We start from the raw sequence: 20,051 nt of genomic DNA on the forward strand, positions 1-20,051 counted from the left end.
TTAGGCGGATAGCGCTGGTTGAGTGAACAGTTTCTTCTGCACCACAATCTTGTTATGGGGGTCAGCTTCTACTGTGTAATAGTCCCGGTGGTCACCCGTTACCAGCACCTGCCGGTAGGGCATGTTGGCCAGCAGGTTTTTGAAGAGCTGCAATTCCAGGAATCGACCCTTCATATCATTGAGCGAAGGCTGGTAGCCTGCGCCGATATAAGTCAATAGCTCGAATAGGTCCAGGGAAATTTCCATTGACACGTGTGGCAGTGTCAGGTGACGGAATACCAGGCGGTCAGGAAAATACTCGAGGTATTCCGTTCGCTTAGGTGGTACGCCAAGCCGAAGTTCAAAATCTGTAAGGGCGAATAGGCGATAAGTCATTGCCACATTGTCTTTCTCACCCACCGATAGTACCAAATATTGCTCACTTATAAGCCTATTGGGGCATCGTTCCAGAATGGCAATGGCGTGCGCAATGCTCATTCGTAGCTTCTGCAACTCCTCCTTCTGCTCTGTTTCGGAAGCCAGTAGAACTTTAGCGAATTGACCTACTGCCCGGTAGGGCAACCGTAAATCGGAGTCGAAGCGGCCCTCAAAGTATTGATGACGGGCCAGGAGCCGGTGTAAAGGGCGCTGCGGCGGGAGCTTGTCATCATCGGTCCAGGTATCGCGAAGTGCTATTTTTTCGCGCTCTAACCAGCTTAACAAGTTGCCTTCCCGCTGACTGCTGAAAGACAGATAATCCCGCTCCTGAAGTGGATTGTAGTACAGATTGCGGTCGAGAGTGGGCAGGGCACGCTGACCTACATCGGTCAGGCGCACCAGGCTCACCAACCGGTCCCGGTTGCCGGCATCGTTGGCTTCGCTGTCGGGTAAGTTGAAGTAGTATTTCTCAAGCAGCGGCATTGCTTCGCCTGCAGCAGCCAGTGCTATAACATCCGCGCAGCTATGGTCGCGGGTTAGCCAGAAGGCCAGCAGCGAGCGTAGGTCCCGCATGGTCAGGTGAAGCTCACGGCGCAGGTGCACTGTGAGCAGCAGTCGTTCCATGCGCCGCAATACTTCGTCACCGGCATCAGGGTCGTTTAAGCTCTGAGCATTGTAGCGGATAAAGCATTGTTCTCGTACCGCACACGAGTTGCAGCCAGTCCAGAACTCGGGCTTTACCAGCGCTTTTATCTGGCGGCGGAAAATGCTTTGCTCGCCTGTTAGCTCGCTCAAACTCACGACGGAGCGCAAGTTCAAGTTTACCAGCAACAGGCCGCCTGGCAAATCGGTAATGCCTTCCTGATAGAAAAAGGACTCTACGGCCTTCTCCAAGGCCCCGAACTCAGCGCGGTGCGATTGGAGATATTCTACCAAGCGTCCCTCGTTGATGGCTATCAACCTACCAGCTGGTACCTGAGCGAAGTCACTGCGTCCGGCGAAAGGCGCCAAAAACTCATCGAGTACCTGGGTGTTTTCCTTGCTGCCTTCGTCCTGCGAGCCGTCGTAATTACTCTGGAACGGGATTCCCTGTAGTTCGAAGGACGCACCGTTTTTAGTAGTTTCATCCCGTTTGAAAGTCGTGGGAAACAGCTTCTGCGCTTGGTTTTCCAGCTTTTGGATGAAGGCAGTTTTGCCGTCGCCCGCATTCCCGGTGATGATGACCAGGCGGTATTTCGCCTGTAGAATGTCATTTATCAGCTTCGTGTCCAGGCGCGTTTCGATGTACGTCCGAACTGCAAACTCATCCAAGCCGCGGGTGCCGGCGTTCGTGTAGCGCGATTGGCTGAACAGCTTGTTGAGCTCGGTCACGAATTTCTCCGTGGTAATCGTTGCTGCGGGTACTGGCTGGTCAGCCAGCAAGCCTGGCAAGCCCAGCTGCTCCAACGCTTCCTGCATCTCGCGCGCGGTGGCGAAACGGTCAGCTCGCTGGGGCTGCACTGCTTTGAAGAGCCAGTTGGCAAACCCATCCGACAGCTCCGGCCGCAAAGCCTTGGGGTGATGCGGTACACGGGTCATAATAGGCTTGCTGGCTTTGCCGTTAGCATCGGCCCAGGGGTGGCGCTTGCATACCAGCTCGAACAGCGTGATGCCCAAGGCAAAGGTGTCGCAGCTTTCATCCCAGCGCACACGCATTTGGTCCACTACCCGGTCGGGGGCAATGTAGAAGGAAGTGCCTACGTGGTCCTTGTCAGCAGCTTCCGAGGTAGCCACGTTGAAATCAATCAGCACGAACCGCTCGTTGCGGTGCCAGATGATGTTGCGGGGCTTGATGTCGCGGTGGAAAATTGGATTCGGACGCTCGTGCAGGTAGCGTAGGGCCCCGGTCAATTCCTGTCCCAGCTGAAATATCAGTGGCAAGGGGAGACGTTGCTCTCCTTTCACGCCTCCTACGTAGTCGCCTAGGCAGTCGCCTTCCAGCAGCTCCATCAGAGTGAAGAATCGGCCCGTGGGTAATTCTCCATTCCACACGAACTTGACAATGTTGCGGTGGTTGAGGCCTTTCAGCGCATTGTACTCATCAAGTACCGTGCGGGTATTCACGCTCTCGTTGTACACCTTCATGGCACGCTCTTCACCTTGCAGCGTGTGTTTTACCTTCCACACTTCCGAGTAGCCGCCTTCTCCCAGTGGAGCCACAAAAAGGTAAGACTCCTGTTGGTCGCCCGCACGAATGCGGCCATCAGAGGCAGCCGGGGCCGGTGTGCTCGCAGGGGCAGGCGTGGTCAGGGTGCGCGTATTGCTTAGTCCCTGGTCAAGTTTGGCCAATACTTCGGTCATGGTTTGCAGCCGGTTGGCTGGCTGCAGTCGTACCATTTGGTCTACCAAGCTATCCACCCACTCGGGTAGGCCAGGTACCCGTCGCCCCGGTAGCTCTGAAGCAGGCAGTTGGCCCTGCCAATGGTCCAGGTCATGCCAGGAGTTGGGGAGGGCCCGTTCGCCGGTCAGGGTTTCGTACAGGGTCAGGCCGAGGCCGTACACATCGGTAGCTGCCGTAGCATCTGCCGGGCTGTCGTCTAGCTCGGTGGCGCGGTAGGGTAGGGCATCGGCATCATCGTCGGCTGCGGCAGGCAGCACCGTGATGCCTTCGCGCTGCGCGGCCCGGAAAAAGGCGCGACTAAAGTTTCCCAGGAAAGCGCCTGCTGCCGTCAGGTAGATATTTGCGGGCCGTACGTCGCGGTGGTACACGCCGGCGGCGTGGGCAGCTTGCAGGGCCAGTGCTACTTGGCGAATCAGGGCTAGTTTCTCGGGCAGGGAATAGGTGGCCCGGTCTAGCTCCGCAGCCAGGGTCTTCTCATCCAGGTAGTCTGTTATCTCAAACAACTCTCCGCGCAGCTCGTCTGTGAGCATCTGCACGGTTAGCACGTGGGGAGCGGCCCCAATCTTTTGAAGCGCTTGGTATTGGTTTCGAATGACGCCTAGGCGAAACTCGCGGTCAGCAGGGCTCAAGCCATGTACATCAAGGCTATACGCGCGTACCCGCTTCTGGCCGGCCCCGTCGAGGCCGCGCGGCCGTACCAGGTACTCGGTGCAGTCGGCGCTTTGGGCCAGCACGTCCAGCACTTCATAGTCGGCCTCGAATAGTTTTGGCTCGGGCCGAGGCTCCTGGCTGAGGCCTGCAAGGAAAGCCGAAACGCCCTCCTGCAGGTCAGCTATTTTGCCCGGCGTGCTGCGGGCCGCGTCATGGTCTTGTAGGTAAGCCGTGAGCGACTGGTCAAGGGAAAACACCCGGCTGCCGGTGGCATCGGGTAGCTGACGCGACACCATGGAGGGGTCCGACAGCGTGATGGACGTTTCTATCCAAGCCCGGCCCCAGGCTGCATTTTCCTGCTTGAGCCGGCTGGCCAGTACACTGGTTTTGAATCGCGCGCCGAGTAGGGGGCTTTTAAAGCTGCGGCCACTTACCCGCCAGGTGTGGTCGTCGCCAATCAGGTGCCCTCGCCAGTCTTTGTTTTCGAGGTGATAAAGCGCATGGGGGGCAACTACAATCAGGTCATACTCCAGCATGTCCACCGCGTTGTTGCGGGGGTTGCGGTATACCAAGTTTACGTTGGGTACCAGCAGATACGTGTCTGGCAACTGGGCTTCTAGGAAATCTAGTAGCCGCTGCTCCCCGGCCTGTACTGCCCCCTCGTGGTGGGCTGGGTTGATGATTATTGCCATGCGGCTATTGCGGATTCAACGAGTTTAATAGCACTGGTCTCAAGCTCGTAAGCTTGATTGAACTGACGAGTATAGTCCGTAACGTGGCGAGTGACGTCCTCTACCAGCTTCTCGTAAATGGGCACTTGCAACTGCTCAATTTGACCGTTATCAATATGGAGCTGGCCAGTGCCGTAAGAAAGGCTTTTCAGAATGGCTTGGCCTTGCTTAGTCTTGAAATAAGCGAACAGGTAGGGGTTGTGGTTATCCGCTGCTGGCACAATACGAATCAGGTTGTTCGTTGCTGCTGCGCCTTCCAGAAACTTTGGAACGATGCTCACATACCCCATTGAGGAAAGGCTGCCCGAATCTTGTAGCGCCAGCCAGCCTTCTTCCAAGATATAATCCTGGAGCTTTGGTGTTTTGCGGGAAAGGAAGCTGTCAAATTTGGGACAAGTCTCCAGCAAATCTGTACCGCTCAGGAACACCACACCACGCTTAGCATCTGCTACTCGTATACGCTTGAAAATATCAGGCGTGAACACTCGCTCCGACAATGAGCCGACTGATTTTAGGATAGCCGTTTTCCCTGCTTGCTGTAGAAAACGGTCGTAAGCAGTATGCTGAACCGTAGCGTCAAACCGCAGCCGCTGGTGAGCGAAGGAGGATGAACGTGCTACGTATTGTTGGGACTGCTCGAATGCTGGTAATACACCCTCCAGCAACTCTACGCCTAACCGCAAGGCTGAATTGGCATTTTCGCGCAACTTAGCGGCCTGCTCAATCTTGTCATGTATTAGCTTCATCTGTTCTTGTGCCAACAGAGGAACAGGTAGATTAGCTATATGATGAGGCTCAATATGCTGTATTACGCCGCCATATGTGCCTTGTGTCATCATTGCGAATCCAGCATTAGATGCTAAGAAAGCATAGAGGTATCCACTAGGAATCTTTTTGTTTTTGGGAATGATACGAATCAAATCGTGCGTGCCGATTTGACCTTCGAAATCCTCATTCGTATAAACTGTGCGACCTATAGAGCCAGAGCAGGATACTAAAATCCAGCCTTTATGCATCATTAGGTTGGTTACTTTGCCAGTATGAACCTTAGACAAATAAGAGCCAGAAAGAGGCTCTGTTTTAGTCATATCTGAGGCTGTGATGTACGGGTAACCACGCTTTGGGTCATTGACATAGGTTCGCCGGAACCGATTGCCTAGGAAAATACGCTCTGAAGCATCAGATAACGACTCGTAATCACCATATGCCTCAATAGCGAGTTGCGTATTACGTCCTTCACTTAAGTGGTAAGAAGCATCCAGACGTACCCCGGTTTCACCAAACCAAGCAGCTTTTGCACGTGCTATTTTCATAGTCCTTGGCTTTTGACAAATTCGTGATACGCAGTGCGAATTTTGGGTAAATCGTCGTCGAGCACTGGGGCTTTTTCGGTACGATGCTTAAGCTTCTTCTCTCCGGTTTTGCCGTCTACACTCAAATAGGAGATGATTTTAGATTTGATAATCTCTGCTCCATCTTCGTCGCGCTCATACACAGGTACCCCTCGGCGGTCTTTGCCTACCTTATCAGCAATAGCCATAAACACGTCATAGTCATTACCGCCCCGGTCGTAAGCCAGACTGATTTCAGTGGGTGTAAGCTTCTGCAAAAACAGCAAGGAGGCTTGCACACCCACTTGGGGCAGAAAGGCCTCTACCGGCAAGTCTACCGAGGCAAGCAGACGGAATTTGCGGAGTATCCAAGCCCGAACATATTCGGTGTTTGGGTTGCCCAAAATACCGTCGGGCAACACAATGGCTAACCGGCCGCCAGGTTTCAGAAACTGGTAACAGCGGTCAATAAACAGAATTTCAGGGGGCTGGCTATTGGCAAGAGCCATTTTATCCCATCCCTGGTTATTGGCCAGCCGACGCCAAGTATGTCCAAGGTCAAACTCCTGTAGAATGCCCTTATCATTAATGGGAATCTTGGCTCCGAAGGGCGGATTCGAGAATATCAAATCGAAGCAGCCCAGGCCATTAGTGTAGTATTGTGGGTCAGTTTCTTCCGCGTCGCCGGCCTCTTCCACACTGCTGCGCACAGCTTCGTTGAAGGTCTTAATGTCGGGGAAGTTGCCTTTGGGGTACTCCAACGAGTTGAAGTGGAAGATATTGGCGTGGCCGTCGCCGGCCATCACCATGTTCATGCGGGCTGCACGTTTCAGGTCTGGGTCGAAGTCGATGCCAAACTGATACCGTTGAGCATAGGCCAGTACCTTTTCGTTCACGTCGGGCGAGTTGTACTTGTCGCGCAGCCATTCACCCTCCAGGTCCGGGTATAGCTCCTTGGCAATCTTTTGCCGCACGTGGTCGAGTACCATCACCAGGAAGCCTCCGCTGCCGCAGCTGGGGTCCAGCACCCGTTGGTCGGGCTGGGGGTCCAGCATTTCTACCATGGCCCGTACAATGTTGCGTGGTGTGAAGAACTGCCCCCGCTCCCGCTTCAGCGTCGTACCGACGATGGTTTCATAAGCCAGGCCTTTAACGTCGACGGTTGCATCTAGGAAGGAGTAACGAGCCAGCTCGGCCGCCACGTAGCCCAAGCCCCGGTCGGTCAGGCGGATTTCTTCGTTGCCTTCAAATACCTCCGCAAATTCGAGGGATTCCTTCATCTCAGCGAAGAGCTTTTTGATGCGCTCCGCCACGGCCGCCCGGCCTTCCTCCGAGTTGTTTTCTTTGATGCCCACCCAGAAGTAGCGGCGGTAGCTCTTGCCCTCTCGGGCGCAGATGTCTCGCCGCTTCTCGTCGTAGATTTTACAGAAAATCAGGTTTAACAGCTGCCAGAAAGCATCCTTCTGGCGTCCCTCGTTGCCGTAGATGTAATCGTGACAGGCGCGAAACGTGCGTACCAATGACTCGTTGGCCGGGCTCCGGCCGGTCATCTTATCCGAACGCTCCAGGTCGGCCAGAGACTCCCCAGCCCCCGGAAAGTCCGCCAACTCTTCGAACGTCACCGCATTCAGACTGCCGATTTTACGCTGAAAGAAGGTGAACACCGTGCCATTTGACCACAAGCCAAACTCGCAGTTTTCGGCGGCGCTAAGAGCATCCTGCAGCACCTGCCAGCCTTTTTTGGGGTCGTTGGGCTTGGTCTTTTCGTCGTTCACTACACACAGGCGAATCAGGTTCTCCTGCTTGTGGTCTTGGCCTGGACCAAACACAACCAACTCTACCCGCCGCTTCCACTTTTTGCCCTCATCGGTGTCGCCCGTCACGGTGAAGTCGCGCGCCATGTCTTCTTTGTCGAAGCCATACTCTTCGAGCAGCATCAGAATCAGGGCTTGCAGGTTCTTCTCTTTGCCAGTCTCCTTGATGGGCTGGCCCGTGAGGCGGCATTGGGCAGTGCTTTCGTCTTCGGTCGAGTCGTCGGTCAGCAGGTCGGTTTCAGTCAGGTCGTCGGGTTGCATGTGGGGGCTATTTACAGAGAGGCCATTCAGTGAGGGAATTCACCAGTGCCAAGTCGATAAATCATCATCTAGCAGCTGGTTTGGGCAGTAGGCCGATACTAGGGTTCAGGGTAGAGTAGATGTTGAATCTCTGCCCAGAGGTCGCGGCGGTTGGCGTAGCGCCGTAGCCGGCTTTCGTTTAAAGTGAAGTGCTGACGCGCAAAGGCAAACATGCCTGGCAATCCCAGCTGGTAATCGAGGTACAAGTCGCGGTGAGCCAGCGCGTCCACCAGCAGCTTTTCCAAGGGGCTGGTGCAAACGCCGGCTGTTACAGCCAGGGGCGCTTCGCTGATAAGCGGGCGCAGTACCACTGCTCGCTCATGCCGATGGACATAGTTTAGCACTGCCGTGGCGTCGGGGTTGAGAAAGACCAGGCGGCTGTGTACCTCCAATGCCTCATACAAAGCAGGGAGATGGGCTTTGTTGGCTTCAATCAGCCGGTAGCTGGGGAGTGGAGCTTCTTCGTGTAATGCATTTAGCCATGCAGTATCTGAGAAGCATAAGGAGGCGCCTGCTGGTAGGGCTTGCTGCGCTTGCCGCACCAGCCTTGCAGTGCCATTGTCCAACGAAGGACTGAAAACCGGGCGTGGAGGGGCAGCAGTGTAGCTGCCTCGGCCTACAGAATGCAGTATGCCACGGCTTTTAAGTGCGTGCAGGCGTGACACAAGCGTTGCAGCAGGCACGTCGGGTTGCTCCTGGCTAAGGAGTGTCAAGAGCTCCTGCCTCGACCATTGAGGCCGGCTCAACAGCACATCCTGTAGAGGTGAGGTATTTAGAGCTGGCGACACGGGGGCAGGATGTTGGGTAATTCCTAAGCGAAGGTTGCTTCCGAATTTAGCATTTCCAAATCTTTGGCAATTTTTCCTAAAATTTTGCCGAAGTTTTACGCCCCTGATTTTTCGATATTCAGCTATTGAGTGCGTTTAGGGCTGATAGTTAGATTGCATCTGAACTCTAAAATTTTTAGTTGGTCCTCAGAAGCGGACTCTTCTTACTTATCAGAAACAGTGATACCCTCAGAAACTGGAAAGCTATGCAGCTCCCTCGCTTTGCTTTTTAACTCGAAGGTGTCTCCAGTTGCTGTTTTTTTCGAACAGGCCCGGCTTGAATAGAACTGAAGTCAACGTGTCTAGAAGCTCATTCGACTTCTTAAGCCCGCCGCAGTACTCGGGTTCTGTGGCTATGGTAAAGCCGGCGAGGCGCTGATAAACCCAACTCATTAACGGCTGCTTTGCATCGAAAAGGGCTTCGATGTCTAGCTTGGACATGTAGTCCGATGCCTTCATTTTGCGCTTGTAGGCATCCTTGATAGCAAAAAAATCAAGGTCAACATCCAAATACACGGCCTTCTCCGTGGAGGAAGCTAGCGCCTTTTGTAACGACTCTGGGGTTTTGAACTTCTTGATGGTATGCTCGTTTCCAAACTTGTCCCGAAGCTTTTCGTCGTGCCAATCCCGACCCTGCCGGCATAGCACATAGACGTCTCCAATCAGGTTGAGGTAGGCCGCGGCCAAAACATGGTCGTCGTTGTTGGAAGACAACGAGGCCCAGCTAAAGGCCGCTACTTCCTTGTCATCATGGGTATTCAGCTTATCTAGCCACTCTTTCTCGTGCGGCCCAGGATAGCACAAGTCCTGATGCCAATCAATGCTGACTAGGCACGGCGGACACAGCTGGTGATTCCGGGTCCACTGTGCCCAAAAGAAGAAGGCATAGCGGTGCGATTGGAAAACAGCCACCTCAACCGACTTTTCACCACCAGCGGGGTGCGACACGATGTCGCTCATGCTTCCAGGGGCTGTTACATAAGACGATTTGCGAAACGTTAGCTCCATGTAAAGGCCTAAGAAGAGTAGTGTAAGAGTCAGAAAGAAGGTTTCGTATTTAGCCGGGCCCGCGCTGCGAAATTGCGTCCAGTTTCTGCTGCAACGAAGTCAAGTCAGTGCGCTGAGGAGAGGGTTTAGGGTGGCGTGCTGCGGGGGCCGGTGGGCTTGCTATTATCGTGGCGGGCGGTGGGGGCGGTGGCTGAATTAACGCCGTGCCGCCTCCTTCATGCGTGGCTATGATTCCGGGTCCAGCAGTAAAGCCTGTTGGTAAGCACTCGGCAGGTACATAAAGTAGGTTTTTGGCCCGCGTGAGGGCAACGTACAGCAGGTTTATCTCTTCCAGAATACGAGATAATACCCCCGGCTCAGTTGGCTTTCGGGCGTGGTCCCGTGCTAGCTGGTCAATAGTAGCCTGCGTGATAAAATCGCTGGTCAACTGCACCGCGTCATACTCCAGCCCCTTACAGCGGTGTACCGTTGAAAAATACAGCTGCGCTTCTGCGCGGTTTTCATCTTTCACGTGGCGCTGTTTGAGCTTGTCGATAAGGTCCACTACATCGTTGCCGTAGTCCTCCACAATTTTCACGAGTAGCAATAACTGCGCATCCTCCGTTTGCTTGGCGTAGTCGCGCAGGCCATCCAAGTCCGCCATCTTGCGCAACAGCGGGTCCTTTATGGAGGCGTGGCGGCCATTAGCCAGGTGCAGGACATCGTATAGGCTGGCCCCCGTGTCGGCGTAGGTATAGGACTTTATGTTGCCTTCAAAGTAAAGCTTCTGGGCTTGGTCGCCAGGCTGGGCGGTGTACTCGAACGCTTTGAGCAGCAGGCCAACATTGGTGCGGCCGATAACGGCCCGCGTCGTTGTAGCTATCCCCTGTCCATGACCGGATATAGGCAAAGGGGCATCCGTTCCCAATTGCCCCTTCCAAGCCAGTACCTGCGTTGCCAGGTCGGCCAGCGACGCGCCAAACCGGAAGCTGGTGCTCAGGTGGTAAGGTGTGAAATCGGCCTTGTTCAATGAATTGATGGCATGCCGCCACCCATAAATCTGCTGGTGAGCGTCCCCCACAATGACTTTGGTGGCCTCCTGCTTGAAAAACCAGTCCAGCATAGCGCCCGACGCGTCTTGGCCCTCATCGAACAGGATGTAGTCGTGGTGCAGCTGCCGGGAGGCGAGTTGAAATTTCTTGAGGTAGAAGTCGTGCGTGATTTCAATCTTACCGCTATCCATTCGGCGCAACAGTTGCCGGCAGCCATCCTCAATCAGTTGGTAGTGCTGGGTGACGAACTCCTTTGCCGGCGGCTCCACCACGATGTCTAGATAGTTAAGGTCTGTTACCCGCTTTTTGTCGCTGTTGCAGAAATAGGCCAGGAATTTGATGATGTGCGTTGCCAGCACATACTCTCCAAGTGCTGACGGTCCAGTGGGGCGGGGCAGCCCTAGTAAGCCTACCAACTCGTAGGGCTTGAAAGAACCATTCTTACGGACGGCATAGGGACTGTTGACGACAATGTGTCGGCGGGCAAGCGAGTGGGCTGTTTCTACTTGGACATGCCCTAAGCCCTGCGCCTGAAACTTGCGAACAGCTTCCCAGCGCACAGCACTATTGAATGCGAGGTAAAGGATACGAGCTGCTGGTGGCCGCGTGCGGGCGTACTCCACCACCGTAGTGGTTTTGCCTGAGCCAGCTACTGCATTGATTTTAATGTCCCCCTTTGAAGCTACGATAGCCTCCTGCTCGGGAGTGAGGGGCAGGGTTGATTGTCGCGGAGTGCTCATCTGGCTAAGTGGGTCGCGGTGAATACTGTAAAACCGAGCCGCTGCACGTACCGACTGGCGTGCTGTCTGCACGTAAAATCTTTGTAGAAGTACTGCATCAAATAGAATAGAATGATGTCGTGAAAGCATCCTATAGCCAAAAGAGGGCCATTTTATAGTTAGTGGTTTGGTTCCTTTCGCTGTTGATATTCATATAGACACACGATAGCGGTGCGGTCGGGGTCATAGCCCCGGAATGCCTGGCAGTTGAAGCAATTTCGCTCCACGTCGGCGTAAGGTTTATCCAAAAGCTGGTGAGCCGCTTTGGGGCAGTCGTCAATTTGATGTACTATTTCCAGGCCGCCCCCAATGCGCTCCATGATAGAGCGGTAGTTCTTACTGTAGAATTCTTGCCGGCGCTGCTGAGCCAAGGCACGCTCGGCCGGTGACTTAGTGGCCTGGTCTGCACGCCACTGCTCGCGAGCCGCTTGGCGGGCTTCTTCACGCAGCTGTTCGGCATGCAGGCGCTCTATCTCGGTCCGGCATTTCTCAAAATAGCGGTGCCGCCGCTGGCTCACCACCCGCCGCAATTCCGGGTTGTTGAGCCATTGCTTTTGCTGCTCACCGCGAATTATCAGTTCTTCCAAGTCACTCAGGCCGATGTCACGCCGAACCTTACTCAAATCTATTTCGATAGCCGGTAGGCCCATCGTCCGGATTTTTGCCCGTTTTTCTGCGTCTACAAAGTGCGTAACGGCTACTTCCACTAGCACCCATTTGGTACCGATACGCACCATGATATCTGGAATGATAGTTCCGGTGCGTTTTTCCAAGATTACTTCGTCCAATGTGACGAGTCGAGCTGGAAAGCTATAGTAGCTATCGGTCTCGTAGCTACTGGGCGTAAACTCAGTACCCATAAAACCCAGGGTATCATATAGCTCATCAGCATAGGGCCGTGCATCAAATGAAAAGCTCTCCCAAAAGGCCGGGGTGAAGGATAAATACCCCGCCATTCCCGGTAGGCGCAATTGCTTGTGTTGCGCGATAATGTCTTTGGCAGCTAAATGAATAGCTGTTTGCAGGCCCGTGGTGCATTCCAGGGCCTGATAATGCGCAAAATGCGCCACTTTTACATTGCCAACCGAGTTACGGGCCACAAGCAGCGCGCCGCAGCCAGGACAAGTACACTCACAGGCTAGCCCGGTTGCTACCTGGCTGATGTGCCAGAGCTGACCATTACGAAGGCCATAAGGAAGCTTAAGAGAAGTTGACACTTTCTAGACAGCTAGTTGCATAGTATAAGTCTCTTCTGGCATTGATGCTAATTGTTTTCGTAATAGCCATTCGCTAAACAGGTTGCTTCTCCTTTATAGATTGGAAAATAAACATTAAGAATCTATCTAAGTATTGCCTGATTGATAGTATCGTATTTATGGAAAGCGTCACGTTTCTGTCTTTATTTAATAAAGGCGAGTTAATTAAGGCAAAATGCTTTCTCTCAGCAGGGGTGTTGAGTAAACTGTCTTCTAGTTTTTTAAGGTTTTTATCGGATAATTTTCCGTTGGTGTGTAACAGGGTATGCCTGATAATACGCAACTCTTGATACCTCAAGAACGCTTCACTAAAGCTAGTTTCTTTGTCACTAGGTTTCCTTAAGCCAACTTTATCAGCGTCAGTAAAGAATTTCAATAAACTGTCGTTTGTCCAAGCATTTCTGATTTGTTTTTCAAGCTCCACCTCAGTAATCGATGGGTTGTAAACTTTGATTAGATGTTCATAAAGGTCCTCTAGCGTCGCATCCACGATAGATACTGAAGCAATAATGTAGTTCTGGAAAACAATGTTTTGTACATCGATGCTATAGGCTTTCACCAATTGGGTGTTGGTGTATTGAACATCAACTTCGTGGTCCAGCCGCAGGTCGGGTGGGATGCTGGCTGTTGTGGAAAGTCCATTGGTTTTGGTCAGTGTTCTGTATCTATCAGCAGCTATAAAACAGGAGTTGATAAGAAGTGCATTCTCTGTGTAGTTGTGCACGATTTTCCCCAATCCTAATGCTACTATTTTAAGTGCCGCTTCTTTGTCTGTTTCTTTCATTGAAAAGTGTGAAATAATTGAGAACAGCTTTTAAGGTGAAGCTACTTCAGATTAAGTAAGCCTGAATCTACAAGCCCAGGTTTTGGGCTGCATTGAAGCTAACTACATCGTCTAGGCGCGAGTAGCGGTCAATCATCGCATCCGTCTTCTGCTTCGTTTGATTCTTAATGAACCGGTTAGACTGGCCACGCAGCACGGACACCGTAATGAAGGAGACACGTAGGGAATGAGCCGAGTAATTCTTCTCAGCAATCTTGTGTCCTTCCTCGTCGTGGTTCAGGTGCAACTGCACTAATCCGTTTACCCTAAGGGCTGATAGCCGCTTCTGCGTAGGCTGCGCATTGCCCTTTTCCTTGCCGCGCTTAAGCGATACGAACAATGGCCCCGTGCTACGGCCCAGCTGATGCACCCAGGCCCGGGTGCTGCGCACCGGGCAGAAACTCGCGGTGGAGGCGTAGAACACCGCCTTGTCCTCAGCGTCACCGGCCTGGTTGGTTTTGCTTTTGGGCAGGTGCACGATTAGCGCCCGCTCGGTAAACTCTAGGTGCTCCACGTTCAGGGCTACGAGCTCGGAGCGGCGGAAGGCGCCGGCGAAGCCCAGCAGTAGCAGGGCCCGGTCACGCAGCCCGGCCGTGGTCGTCACGTCCAGGCGTCGGATGCACTCCTTGAGCTCGTCGACGGTAAAGGCCGGTGCCTGCTTCTGGCGCTTGCCCAGTGCGCGGGTGATGCCTTCGAGTACCAGGGCCAGCTCGTCCGAGTGCACCGGCGACGGGTAGCCGCGCAGCTGATGGTGCTTGTGGATGGCCGCCAAGTGACGTTTGATGGTCGAGAGCTTGCGCGGGATGTCGGCCAGGTCGGCCGCGTACCGGGCCACGGTGGCCACGTCGGCTGGCAGCGGGCACAGCCCGTGGAGCGCGCAATATTCCCCGAAGCTTTTCAGGTCGGCCGAGTACGCGAGCACCGTGTTGTCAGCGCCTTCCAGGCCGAGCTTCAGGTAGCGGGCCACGTTGTCGGCTGCGGTGGCGAGTTGCGACCCCAGTGCCTGCGGCTGGTCGGGAATTCGGGCGAGTTCGGTGCTCATGTGGGCAAAGGTAACCGCAAATACTTTAGGCATCATAATTAACAGTTATGATACCTAAAGTTTGGAAAAGAACAAGCAACACATGACCGGAGTCCGGTTTAGCTTCGCCAAACTTCGCATTACATTTACCTACCGCCTTCCCGTTCATCTCAGCTGCTTTATTCTATGGCCAAAAACTACTCGCTGCTTTTTCTACTCCTTATTATATGTACCACAGCGCTGGCCCAGCGGCCCAAGCCAGCCGCTGCTACGTTGCCCCCGGCCGATACCGTTTACTTCGACCGCGACTGGGAGCGTACCGAAACACTGGAGGAAGTGGCCTACGCCCGCATTGCCCGCCACGACGCGGCCGGCAAAACCATCGGCACCGTGCGCGACTACTACTTTCCGTCGTGGAAAAAGCAGTGGGAGGGCAAACTGGCGTCGGAGAATCCGGATAAGCCCACGGGCCTGTGCTGCGGCTGGCACGAGAACGGCCAGGTCAGCTTTCGCGGCACCTACGTGAACGGCGCGCAGCAAGCCGACTTTCGGAGCTGGCACGACGACGGGCGCGAAATCAAGTGCGCTTCCGTCATGCAGGACGCGCTGCCGCTGAGCAACGCCACCATTCACTGCAGCAACTGCATGCACTCCAGCCGGAAGGTGTTCACCGTGGACCTGCCCGCGGGCACGGTGGGTATTGTCTACAAGCTCGACGTGCGCGACGAAGGTCAACCGCCCATTTCCTGGTCAACGGCGCTGGCGGTGGCCGCCGTGGCCGGCAGTGGCGGCGCGGCCGCCCCGGCGCTGCTGAGCACCGCCGCCACGGCCCTCACCAAGCAGGGCAACAACGCTCCGCCCACAGTCAGCACCAAATGCCATTGGTACATCACCCCCGACGAAAATGCTGCCCAGCAGTTTCTGGCTACCAAAGGCACCATCAGCCGGGACAAGCTGTGCTTTCGGGCGGCGGAAAACACGCCCCAGGAAACCCGGCCCATGGCGGTGCCGGCGGGTACCCGGCGGCTGTACGTGTGCGTGAATAACGATAATTACACCACCGACGCCACGGCTACACTGAGCGTGAGTGCCCTGGTGCAGGATTGTAAGTGAGGCTACTTGAATAACGACGTACGGCGATGATGTCAATCTATACGGGGTAGCGCAAGAGTAAGAACAGAAATTCCCGTTAGGGCAGTTGGGCGAGCTGTTCTTCCCAACTGGTCGGGTCGCGCAGCGGGCGCAACTCGCCGGCGGCGATGCCTTCGGGCAGGGTGAAGTCGTAGCGGCCCAGCATGTTGATGTGCTCGTGCAGCAAGGGCGAGAGGCGGGCCACCTCGCCGGGCTCCGGCGGTTCCGCTACGGCTTGGTGGTGTTCCAGCGCTTGCTGTAGATAGCGGGTATTCCACAGCACCAAGGCGTTGACGACCAGGCCCAAGGCCCCGAGTTGGTCTTCCATGCCCTCGCGGTAGCGCTGGCGCAGCTCGCCTTTCTTGCCGTGGAACACGGCCCGGGCCACGGCGTGTCGCCCCTCGCCCCGGTTGAGCTGGACCAGGATGCGCCGGCGGTAGGCTTCGTCCTGCACGTACGCCAACAGGTAGAGCGTTTTCTCGACCCGCCCGACTTCGGCCACGGCCCGCCCCAGCCCGGAGAGGGTACCGGCCCGTTGCAGGGTGCGCATCACGGCCGTGGCCTTGACCTTGCCGAGTTTGAGCGAGCCGGCCAGCCGCAGCATGTCGTCCCAGTGCTCGGCGATGAGCCGGGCATTGACCACGTGGCGGCTCAGCGCGTTTAGCGGCCCGTAATCCGCCTCTTTTTCCAGGCGCCAGAAGCGCTGGTCCGGCAGGTCGGCCAGGCGTGTACAACGGCCCGGAAGGCTGCGCCAACTCCGTGCGCGTGCGCCCGCTCGCGGTGCAGGTGGCGCCCAACCCGGCCGACGCTGGCTTTGACCTGACCGACGTTAACGCCGCGCCCGACACCGGCCCGGCTGCGCTCGGCCGCTTGGACTACACCTTGTTCGACCTCTACGGGGTGGCCCGGCTCAGCGGCCATACCACCCCGGGCCGCACGTGGGTAGACACCCGGCGTGTCCCGGCCGGAGTTTACCAGATGCGCGTGCGCTCTGCCACCGGGCAAACCGACTTTGTGCGGGTACAGATTGCCCACTGATTGAATACCCCCTTCACGGTGCTGCAACACAACGGCCCGTGCACTGGCCCAGCTGGGCCAGTGCACGGGCCGTTGTGTTGCAGCACCGGAGCAGGAGAACAGGTAAAATGAGCGAGCAAAGAAGGAAACCGTCGAAGAAGGAATCGTATTGACTGCTTACTAAGGAACCTTGGCGTTGCTTTCCGTTCCTACTCAAGGGCAACCCCGATTCCGCCGCAGCCCTAACGGGAATTTCTGTTCTTACTCTTGCGCTACCCCTATACCTGCACGGGCTATAAGCATTTCGGGGCCGAGCCCCCGCTCAGCTTTCACAACCGACACGGTGAGCAGGATTTTCGGGACAACATGCTTTACCTCAGCGTGGCGTTCAGCGACTGGAAGCACGACCGGGAGATGCTGCGCTTTGTGCTGGATACCCATTTCAACGGCTTTAGCGCCAAGTTCATGGAGAAAGCCATTCAGCCCTATGTGCAGGCCAACCAAACGCCACAGCTGCACCTGCTAATCTGGCAGCATAGCCGGGATACCCAGGGCAAGCTGAAGCTGAGCATTGGTACGGGCGAGCCGGTGGTGGAGCGCTTCGGGCAGGAATCCGTGTCGGCGCAGCAGTACATTGCCAGCCGAAGGGCCTACTACGCGGGCGAATACGCGCGCTACGAGGATGAGGAAAAGGACGAGGCGCGGCGTTGGGAGCTGCGCGAGCGGGACCGAGCCGAGCGCCGTCGCAAACGGGAGGCAAAGGCCGGCGGCACCAACACTCCCAAACCAGCCAGCTAGGTAGCCGGCGTGCTGACGGTTTTCCTAATAGAAGCGCCCCCTGCGTTGCCTAGGCAGCGGAGTAAGCATGCAACTAGGCGCGCTTGACGTTATGCTCGCGGGCTCATAAACTGTTTGCTGCCATTAAGCGAAAGGCTTACTTAATTTCCAATGCTGGGTGCGCGTCGGCAGGGCAATGGAAAACAAAACGCCCGGCGGGGCCGGGCGTTCAACCTGAAAGCAGGAGGACACTCACGCGGGCTGAATCTCGAAACCGGCTTCTTGCACGGCGTGTACCACTTGCTCGGCCGTGAGCTTGTCGGAGGTCACGGTCAGGATTTTATCCGGGTTGGCGGTGTCAACCTGCCAGTTGCCGGCGCCGGCTTCCTGGTTGAGGGTGGGCGTCACGGCTTTGATGCAGCCGCCGCAGTTGATGTTGGTTTTGAATTGAAGCGTTTTCATGGGAGGTGAATGCGTGGTGCCCAAGGGGGGCGGGTTCGGACTAAGAACACCCAAAACTAGCGGGTGGTGCACGGGCAGTGGTACAGAATTAGGCTTGGGACTTGCATGATTTGCAGCCGCCGGGTACCCGCAGCCCGACCTAGTGATGGCCCATGCCGCCGCTGAGCAGGTGCTTGCCGATGACCAGCAGCAGGCCCAGCACCAGCAGGGCCAGCAGCAGGTTCCGGCCCCAGGGTGTAGGACCCGCTTCGGCGGGTAGCCCTGGGGCCACCCGCTGCTGCCGATGCTTTCGCCACTGCTCAATGCGCCCCCAGGGCTTATAAACGGAAATAAGCGTGGCCGAGAGCAGTACCGCAAGCGCGGCGGCGGCATCGGCGAGCAGCTGCAGGCGCAGGCTCCGCAGGTCCGTGGCGGACAAGTCGGTTCGGGCCGCCACGTCGGCCAGGTAGGTAACGGGCTGCATGTGCAGCAGCAACAGCAGCGTGGCCCCCGCCGTGAGTACGAGCTTGACCAGCACCCAATAGTGCTTGAACAGCCCCCAGGGTGTGCCCAGTGCCTGCACAACGCCGGTAGCCAGCGCGCCCATGCTGGCCGGTACGATGACAAACCAGCCGCTCAGGCCCATGCTCAGGTAGGATGCCCGCACCAGCAACGGGTCTTGGCTGGTGAGTCCCGCGATGGCCAATGCCAGAAAGGCGGCCACCGCACCCAGCCATCCCACCGAAAACGTGATGTGGGCCGTGAGCACAAACTTGCGAAGCGGCGGGGAAAAGGCCATTTAAACGGACTAACGGTGGAATCAAGCCGCAAAGCAACGGGCCGACGCGACGTGGCGCAGCTTAACAATATAGGTAAGGGTTAAACAGCGCAAAAGCCAGCTGGTAAAGCTACCGGCTGGCTTAGCGACAAAGGTGGCAAGACCGGCTACGCGGCCAAGCCTTGGCGGCAAGCCTGCTCGCAGCGGCGGCAGGCCTCGGCGCATTCCCGGCAGTGCTCCATGTGGGCGCCGTGCTGCTCGCACTCGTCCCCGCAGGCTTTGCAGACTTCGGCACACTCCCGCAGCAGGTGCTGGGCGTGCTCGGAACCGCGGGCCGTCAAGCGCGCAGTCAGGGCGCAGACGTCGGCGCAGTCCCGGTCCAGGCTGATGCAGCGGGCCATCATTTTTACGTTTTCTTCCTGCAGGCAGGCCGTGGCACAATGCTCGCAGGCGGCGATGCAGGCGTTAAGGGCGTCGAGTAGGGCTTGGTTCTGGGTATGCATGGGTAAAGGTTTGGGGTGAATACTGGTGGCCAAGAGGCCTGCTAAACCAGTTATACCCCATCCTTGACCCGCGGTTTTACACCTGCGAGCCTTCCGCTTGCATTATTTGGGGCGGCCGCGGCGCCGGGAACTGAACTTGGGCGCCGCGCTTGCGGTACGCCGAGGGCGAGCACCGCGTCAGGCGGCGGAACTGCCCGGAAAAATGCGCCAAGCTGCTGTAGCCCAGCCGCCGCGCCACGGCGCTCACGCCCAGGGGCGAGGTGGCCAGCAACTCCTGGGCGTAGAGTAGGCGCTGGTGGACAATAAAGGCGGCCACGGTGCGGCCCCCCGACAAGCGGGTGTACGCTGCGTTGAGCTGGGAATACGGCAGGGCCAGCTCGGCGGCCACGGCCGCCCCGAACGCCCGGTGCCGCGGGCAGGGCTCGGCCTGCCGCAGCAGCTTATGCACGGCGGCGTCCACCCGCTCCAGCAAGGTCTGGTGAAACGATTCCAGCAGCGCAAACTGCGCGGCGCCGAGGGCTTGCCGGATAGCGGCCCAGTTCAGGTCAGAGGATGCGCCCACGACTGTGGCCGCCCCCAGCCGGACGTCTACCACCTGCAGGCCCAGCTGCTCCAGCTCGCGGCGCACCACCCGTATGCCGCGCGCGCAGACCATGTGCTTGATGTAGAGCACGGTGGTGGGCGGGGTCGGAACGGTGTGGCGCGGCATGGACGACAGGATTAGGGCAGGTAAATGCCGCGCTGCCAGCACTCGGTGTAGTCCAGCACCATGTGCAACAGAAAGCCTACGGCCCACACCCGCGTCCGAGGGGGGAACAGCAACACCACGTAGAAGCCAATGGCCCAGTAGGTGTGAAAAGTGTGGAAGTTGATGCTGCAGCGGTCGGGGTCGTAGAACGGGGTGGCCCACAAGTGGTCCAGGTCGAGCAGCAGCGCCGCGGCCAGCACCAACCAGACCCGCCGCCAGCGGGGGCGGTAGAAGGCCAAAGCCACGAGGCCCGGCACCACGATGTGCAGAAAGGCGTGCACCATGAC

At 56.6% G+C, this 20,051-nt stretch carries 17 protein-coding genes and 1 pseudogene; 3 read left to right on the forward strand and 15 right to left on the reverse strand.

Annotated elements, in window-relative coordinates; translation table 11 throughout:
• The 9 genes from mads6 to OIS50_RS20365 form a co-directional block, all read right to left on the reverse strand.
• Positions 1-4,140: a methylation-associated defense system protein kinase MAD6 gene (gene mads6 / locus OIS50_RS20325; protein WP_264694816.1), complete on the reverse strand. Its 4,140-nt coding sequence runs from the start codon at positions 4,138-4,140 to the stop codon at positions 1-3.
• Entirely contained in the window at positions 4,131-5,492 is a 1,362-nt protein-coding gene (mads5, locus tag OIS50_RS20330) for a methylation-associated defense system restriction endonuclease subunit S MAD5 (protein WP_264694817.1), read from the reverse strand. The genes mads6 and mads5 overlap by 10 nt, the downstream gene beginning before the upstream one ends.
• Positions 5,489-7,585: a methylation-associated defense system DNA methyltransferase MAD2 gene (gene mads2 / locus OIS50_RS20335; RefSeq protein ID WP_264694819.1), complete on the reverse strand. Its 2,097-nt coding sequence runs from the start codon at positions 7,583-7,585 to the stop codon at positions 5,489-5,491. Before mads2 ends, mads5 begins: the two co-directional genes overlap by 4 nt.
• A gap of 98 nt (positions 7,586-7,683) precedes the next feature.
• Entirely contained in the window at positions 7,684-8,412 is a 729-nt protein-coding gene (locus tag OIS50_RS20565) for a DUF6577 family protein (protein WP_319805332.1), read from the reverse strand.
• Positions 8,413-8,655: 243 nt separating this feature from the next.
• A complete protein-coding gene (locus OIS50_RS20345; protein WP_264694823.1) occupies positions 8,656-9,411 on the reverse strand; it encodes a UPF0489 family protein in 756 nt (251 codons plus the stop codon).
• A gap of 97 nt (positions 9,412-9,508) precedes the next feature.
• Entirely contained in the window at positions 9,509-11,230 is a 1,722-nt protein-coding gene (locus OIS50_RS20350) for a UvrD-helicase domain-containing protein (RefSeq protein WP_264694825.1), read from the reverse strand.
• A gap of 158 nt (positions 11,231-11,388) precedes the next feature.
• Positions 11,389-12,486: a competence protein CoiA family protein gene (locus OIS50_RS20355; protein WP_264694827.1), complete on the reverse strand. Its 1,098-nt coding sequence runs from the start codon at positions 12,484-12,486 to the stop codon at positions 11,389-11,391.
• A 73-nt stretch (positions 12,487-12,559) separates the two neighbouring features.
• Complete coding sequence (locus OIS50_RS20360; protein ID WP_264694830.1) at positions 12,560-13,309, reverse strand: hypothetical protein; 750 nt, start codon at positions 13,307-13,309, stop codon at positions 12,560-12,562.
• 67 nt (positions 13,310-13,376) lie between these two features.
• Complete coding sequence (locus OIS50_RS20365; RefSeq protein WP_264694832.1) at positions 13,377-14,390, reverse strand: tyrosine-type recombinase/integrase; 1,014 nt, start codon at positions 14,388-14,390, stop codon at positions 13,377-13,379.
• 165 nt (positions 14,391-14,555) lie between these two features.
• On the opposite strand from OIS50_RS20365, the gene OIS50_RS20370 reads away from it, so the two are divergent.
• Positions 14,556-15,482, forward strand: coding sequence for a toxin-antitoxin system YwqK family antitoxin (locus OIS50_RS20370; RefSeq protein WP_264694834.1), 927 nt, complete (start codon positions 14,556-14,558; stop codon positions 15,480-15,482).
• Between the two features lie 76 nt (positions 15,483-15,558).
• Here OIS50_RS20370 and OIS50_RS20375 read toward each other — a convergent pair.
• Positions 15,559-16,227: pseudogene (locus OIS50_RS20375) on the reverse strand (Tn3 family transposase); the annotation flags it as partial.
• A 38-nt stretch (positions 16,228-16,265) separates the two neighbouring features.
• On the opposite strand from OIS50_RS20375, the gene OIS50_RS20380 reads away from it, so the two are divergent.
• On the forward strand, positions 16,266-16,538 hold the full coding sequence (locus OIS50_RS20380; protein ID WP_264694836.1) for a T9SS type A sorting domain-containing protein: 273 nt from the start codon (positions 16,266-16,268) through the stop codon (positions 16,536-16,538).
• 246 nt (positions 16,539-16,784) lie between these two features.
• The gene (locus tag OIS50_RS20385; protein WP_264694838.1) at positions 16,785-17,315 is read left to right on the forward strand and encodes a hypothetical protein; all 531 of its coding nucleotides are present in this window, start codon (positions 16,785-16,787) and stop codon (positions 17,313-17,315) included.
• Between the two features lie 231 nt (positions 17,316-17,546).
• Here the strand turns inward: OIS50_RS20385 and OIS50_RS20390 are convergent, their stop codons facing one another.
• From OIS50_RS20390 to OIS50_RS20410, 5 genes are all read right to left on the reverse strand, one after another.
• On the reverse strand, positions 17,547-17,756 hold the full coding sequence (locus tag OIS50_RS20390) for a heavy-metal-associated domain-containing protein (RefSeq protein ID WP_183405422.1): 210 nt from the start codon (positions 17,754-17,756) through the stop codon (positions 17,547-17,549).
• 139 nt (positions 17,757-17,895) lie between these two features.
• Complete coding sequence (locus OIS50_RS20395; RefSeq protein WP_183405423.1) at positions 17,896-18,534, reverse strand: hypothetical protein; 639 nt, start codon at positions 18,532-18,534, stop codon at positions 17,896-17,898.
• A 146-nt stretch (positions 18,535-18,680) separates the two neighbouring features.
• Positions 18,681-19,016: a four-helix bundle copper-binding protein gene (locus OIS50_RS20400; protein WP_183405424.1), complete on the reverse strand. Its 336-nt coding sequence runs from the start codon at positions 19,014-19,016 to the stop codon at positions 18,681-18,683.
• A gap of 76 nt (positions 19,017-19,092) precedes the next feature.
• A complete protein-coding gene (locus tag OIS50_RS20405; protein ID WP_264694841.1) occupies positions 19,093-19,725 on the reverse strand; it encodes a helix-turn-helix domain-containing protein in 633 nt (210 codons plus the stop codon).
• 11 nt (positions 19,726-19,736) lie between these two features.
• Positions 19,737-20,048 carry a DUF6122 family protein gene (locus OIS50_RS20410; protein WP_264694843.1) on the reverse strand — a complete coding sequence of 104 codons (312 nt, stop codon included), beginning with the start codon at positions 20,046-20,048 and terminating at the stop codon, positions 19,737-19,739.
• Positions 20,049-20,051: the final 3 nt, after the last annotated feature.

It is taken from the genome of Hymenobacter sp. YIM 151858-1 (genome assembly GCF_025979705.1).
GTDB lineage: Bacteria > Bacteroidota > Bacteroidia > Cytophagales > Hymenobacteraceae > Solirubrum.

What these genes read in the sequence shown, in the direction of transcription:
- mads5 (WP_264694817.1), bottom strand. Translation starts at nt 5,492, where the DNA reads ATGAAAATAGCACGTGCAAAAGCTGCTTGGTTTGGTGAAACCGGGGTA.
- mads6 (WP_264694816.1), bottom strand. Translation starts at nt 4,140, where the DNA reads ATGGCAATAATCATCAACCCAGCCCACCACGAGGGGGCAGTACAGGCC.
- OIS50_RS20360 (WP_264694830.1), bottom strand. Translation starts at nt 13,309, where the DNA reads ATGAAAGAAACAGACAAAGAAGCGGCACTTAAAATAGTAGCATTAGGA.
- OIS50_RS20365 (WP_264694832.1), bottom strand. Translation starts at nt 14,390, where the DNA reads ATGAGCACCGAACTCGCCCGAATTCCCGACCAGCCGCAGGCACTGGGG.
- mads2 (WP_264694819.1), bottom strand. Translation starts at nt 7,585, where the DNA reads ATGCAACCCGACGACCTGACTGAAACCGACCTGCTGACCGACGACTCG.
- OIS50_RS20345 (WP_264694823.1), bottom strand. Translation starts at nt 9,411, where the DNA reads ATGAGCGACATCGTGTCGCACCCCGCTGGTGGTGAAAAGTCGGTTGAG.
- OIS50_RS20395 (WP_183405423.1), bottom strand. Translation starts at nt 18,534, where the DNA reads ATGGCCTTTTCCCCGCCGCTTCGCAAGTTTGTGCTCACGGCCCACATC.
- OIS50_RS20410 (WP_264694843.1), bottom strand. Translation starts at nt 20,048, where the DNA reads ATGGTGCACGCCTTTCTGCACATCGTGGTGCCGGGCCTCGTGGCTTTG.
- OIS50_RS20390 (WP_183405422.1), bottom strand. Translation starts at nt 17,756, where the DNA reads ATGAAAACGCTTCAATTCAAAACCAACATCAACTGCGGCGGCTGCATC.
- OIS50_RS20370 (WP_264694834.1), top strand. Translation starts at nt 14,556, where the DNA reads ATGGCCAAAAACTACTCGCTGCTTTTTCTACTCCTTATTATATGTACC.
- OIS50_RS20405 (WP_264694841.1), bottom strand. Translation starts at nt 19,725, where the DNA reads ATGCCGCGCCACACCGTTCCGACCCCGCCCACCACCGTGCTCTACATC.
- OIS50_RS20400 (WP_183405424.1), bottom strand. Translation starts at nt 19,016, where the DNA reads ATGCATACCCAGAACCAAGCCCTACTCGACGCCCTTAACGCCTGCATC.
- OIS50_RS20350 (WP_264694825.1), bottom strand. Translation starts at nt 11,230, where the DNA reads ATGAGCACTCCGCGACAATCAACCCTGCCCCTCACTCCCGAGCAGGAG.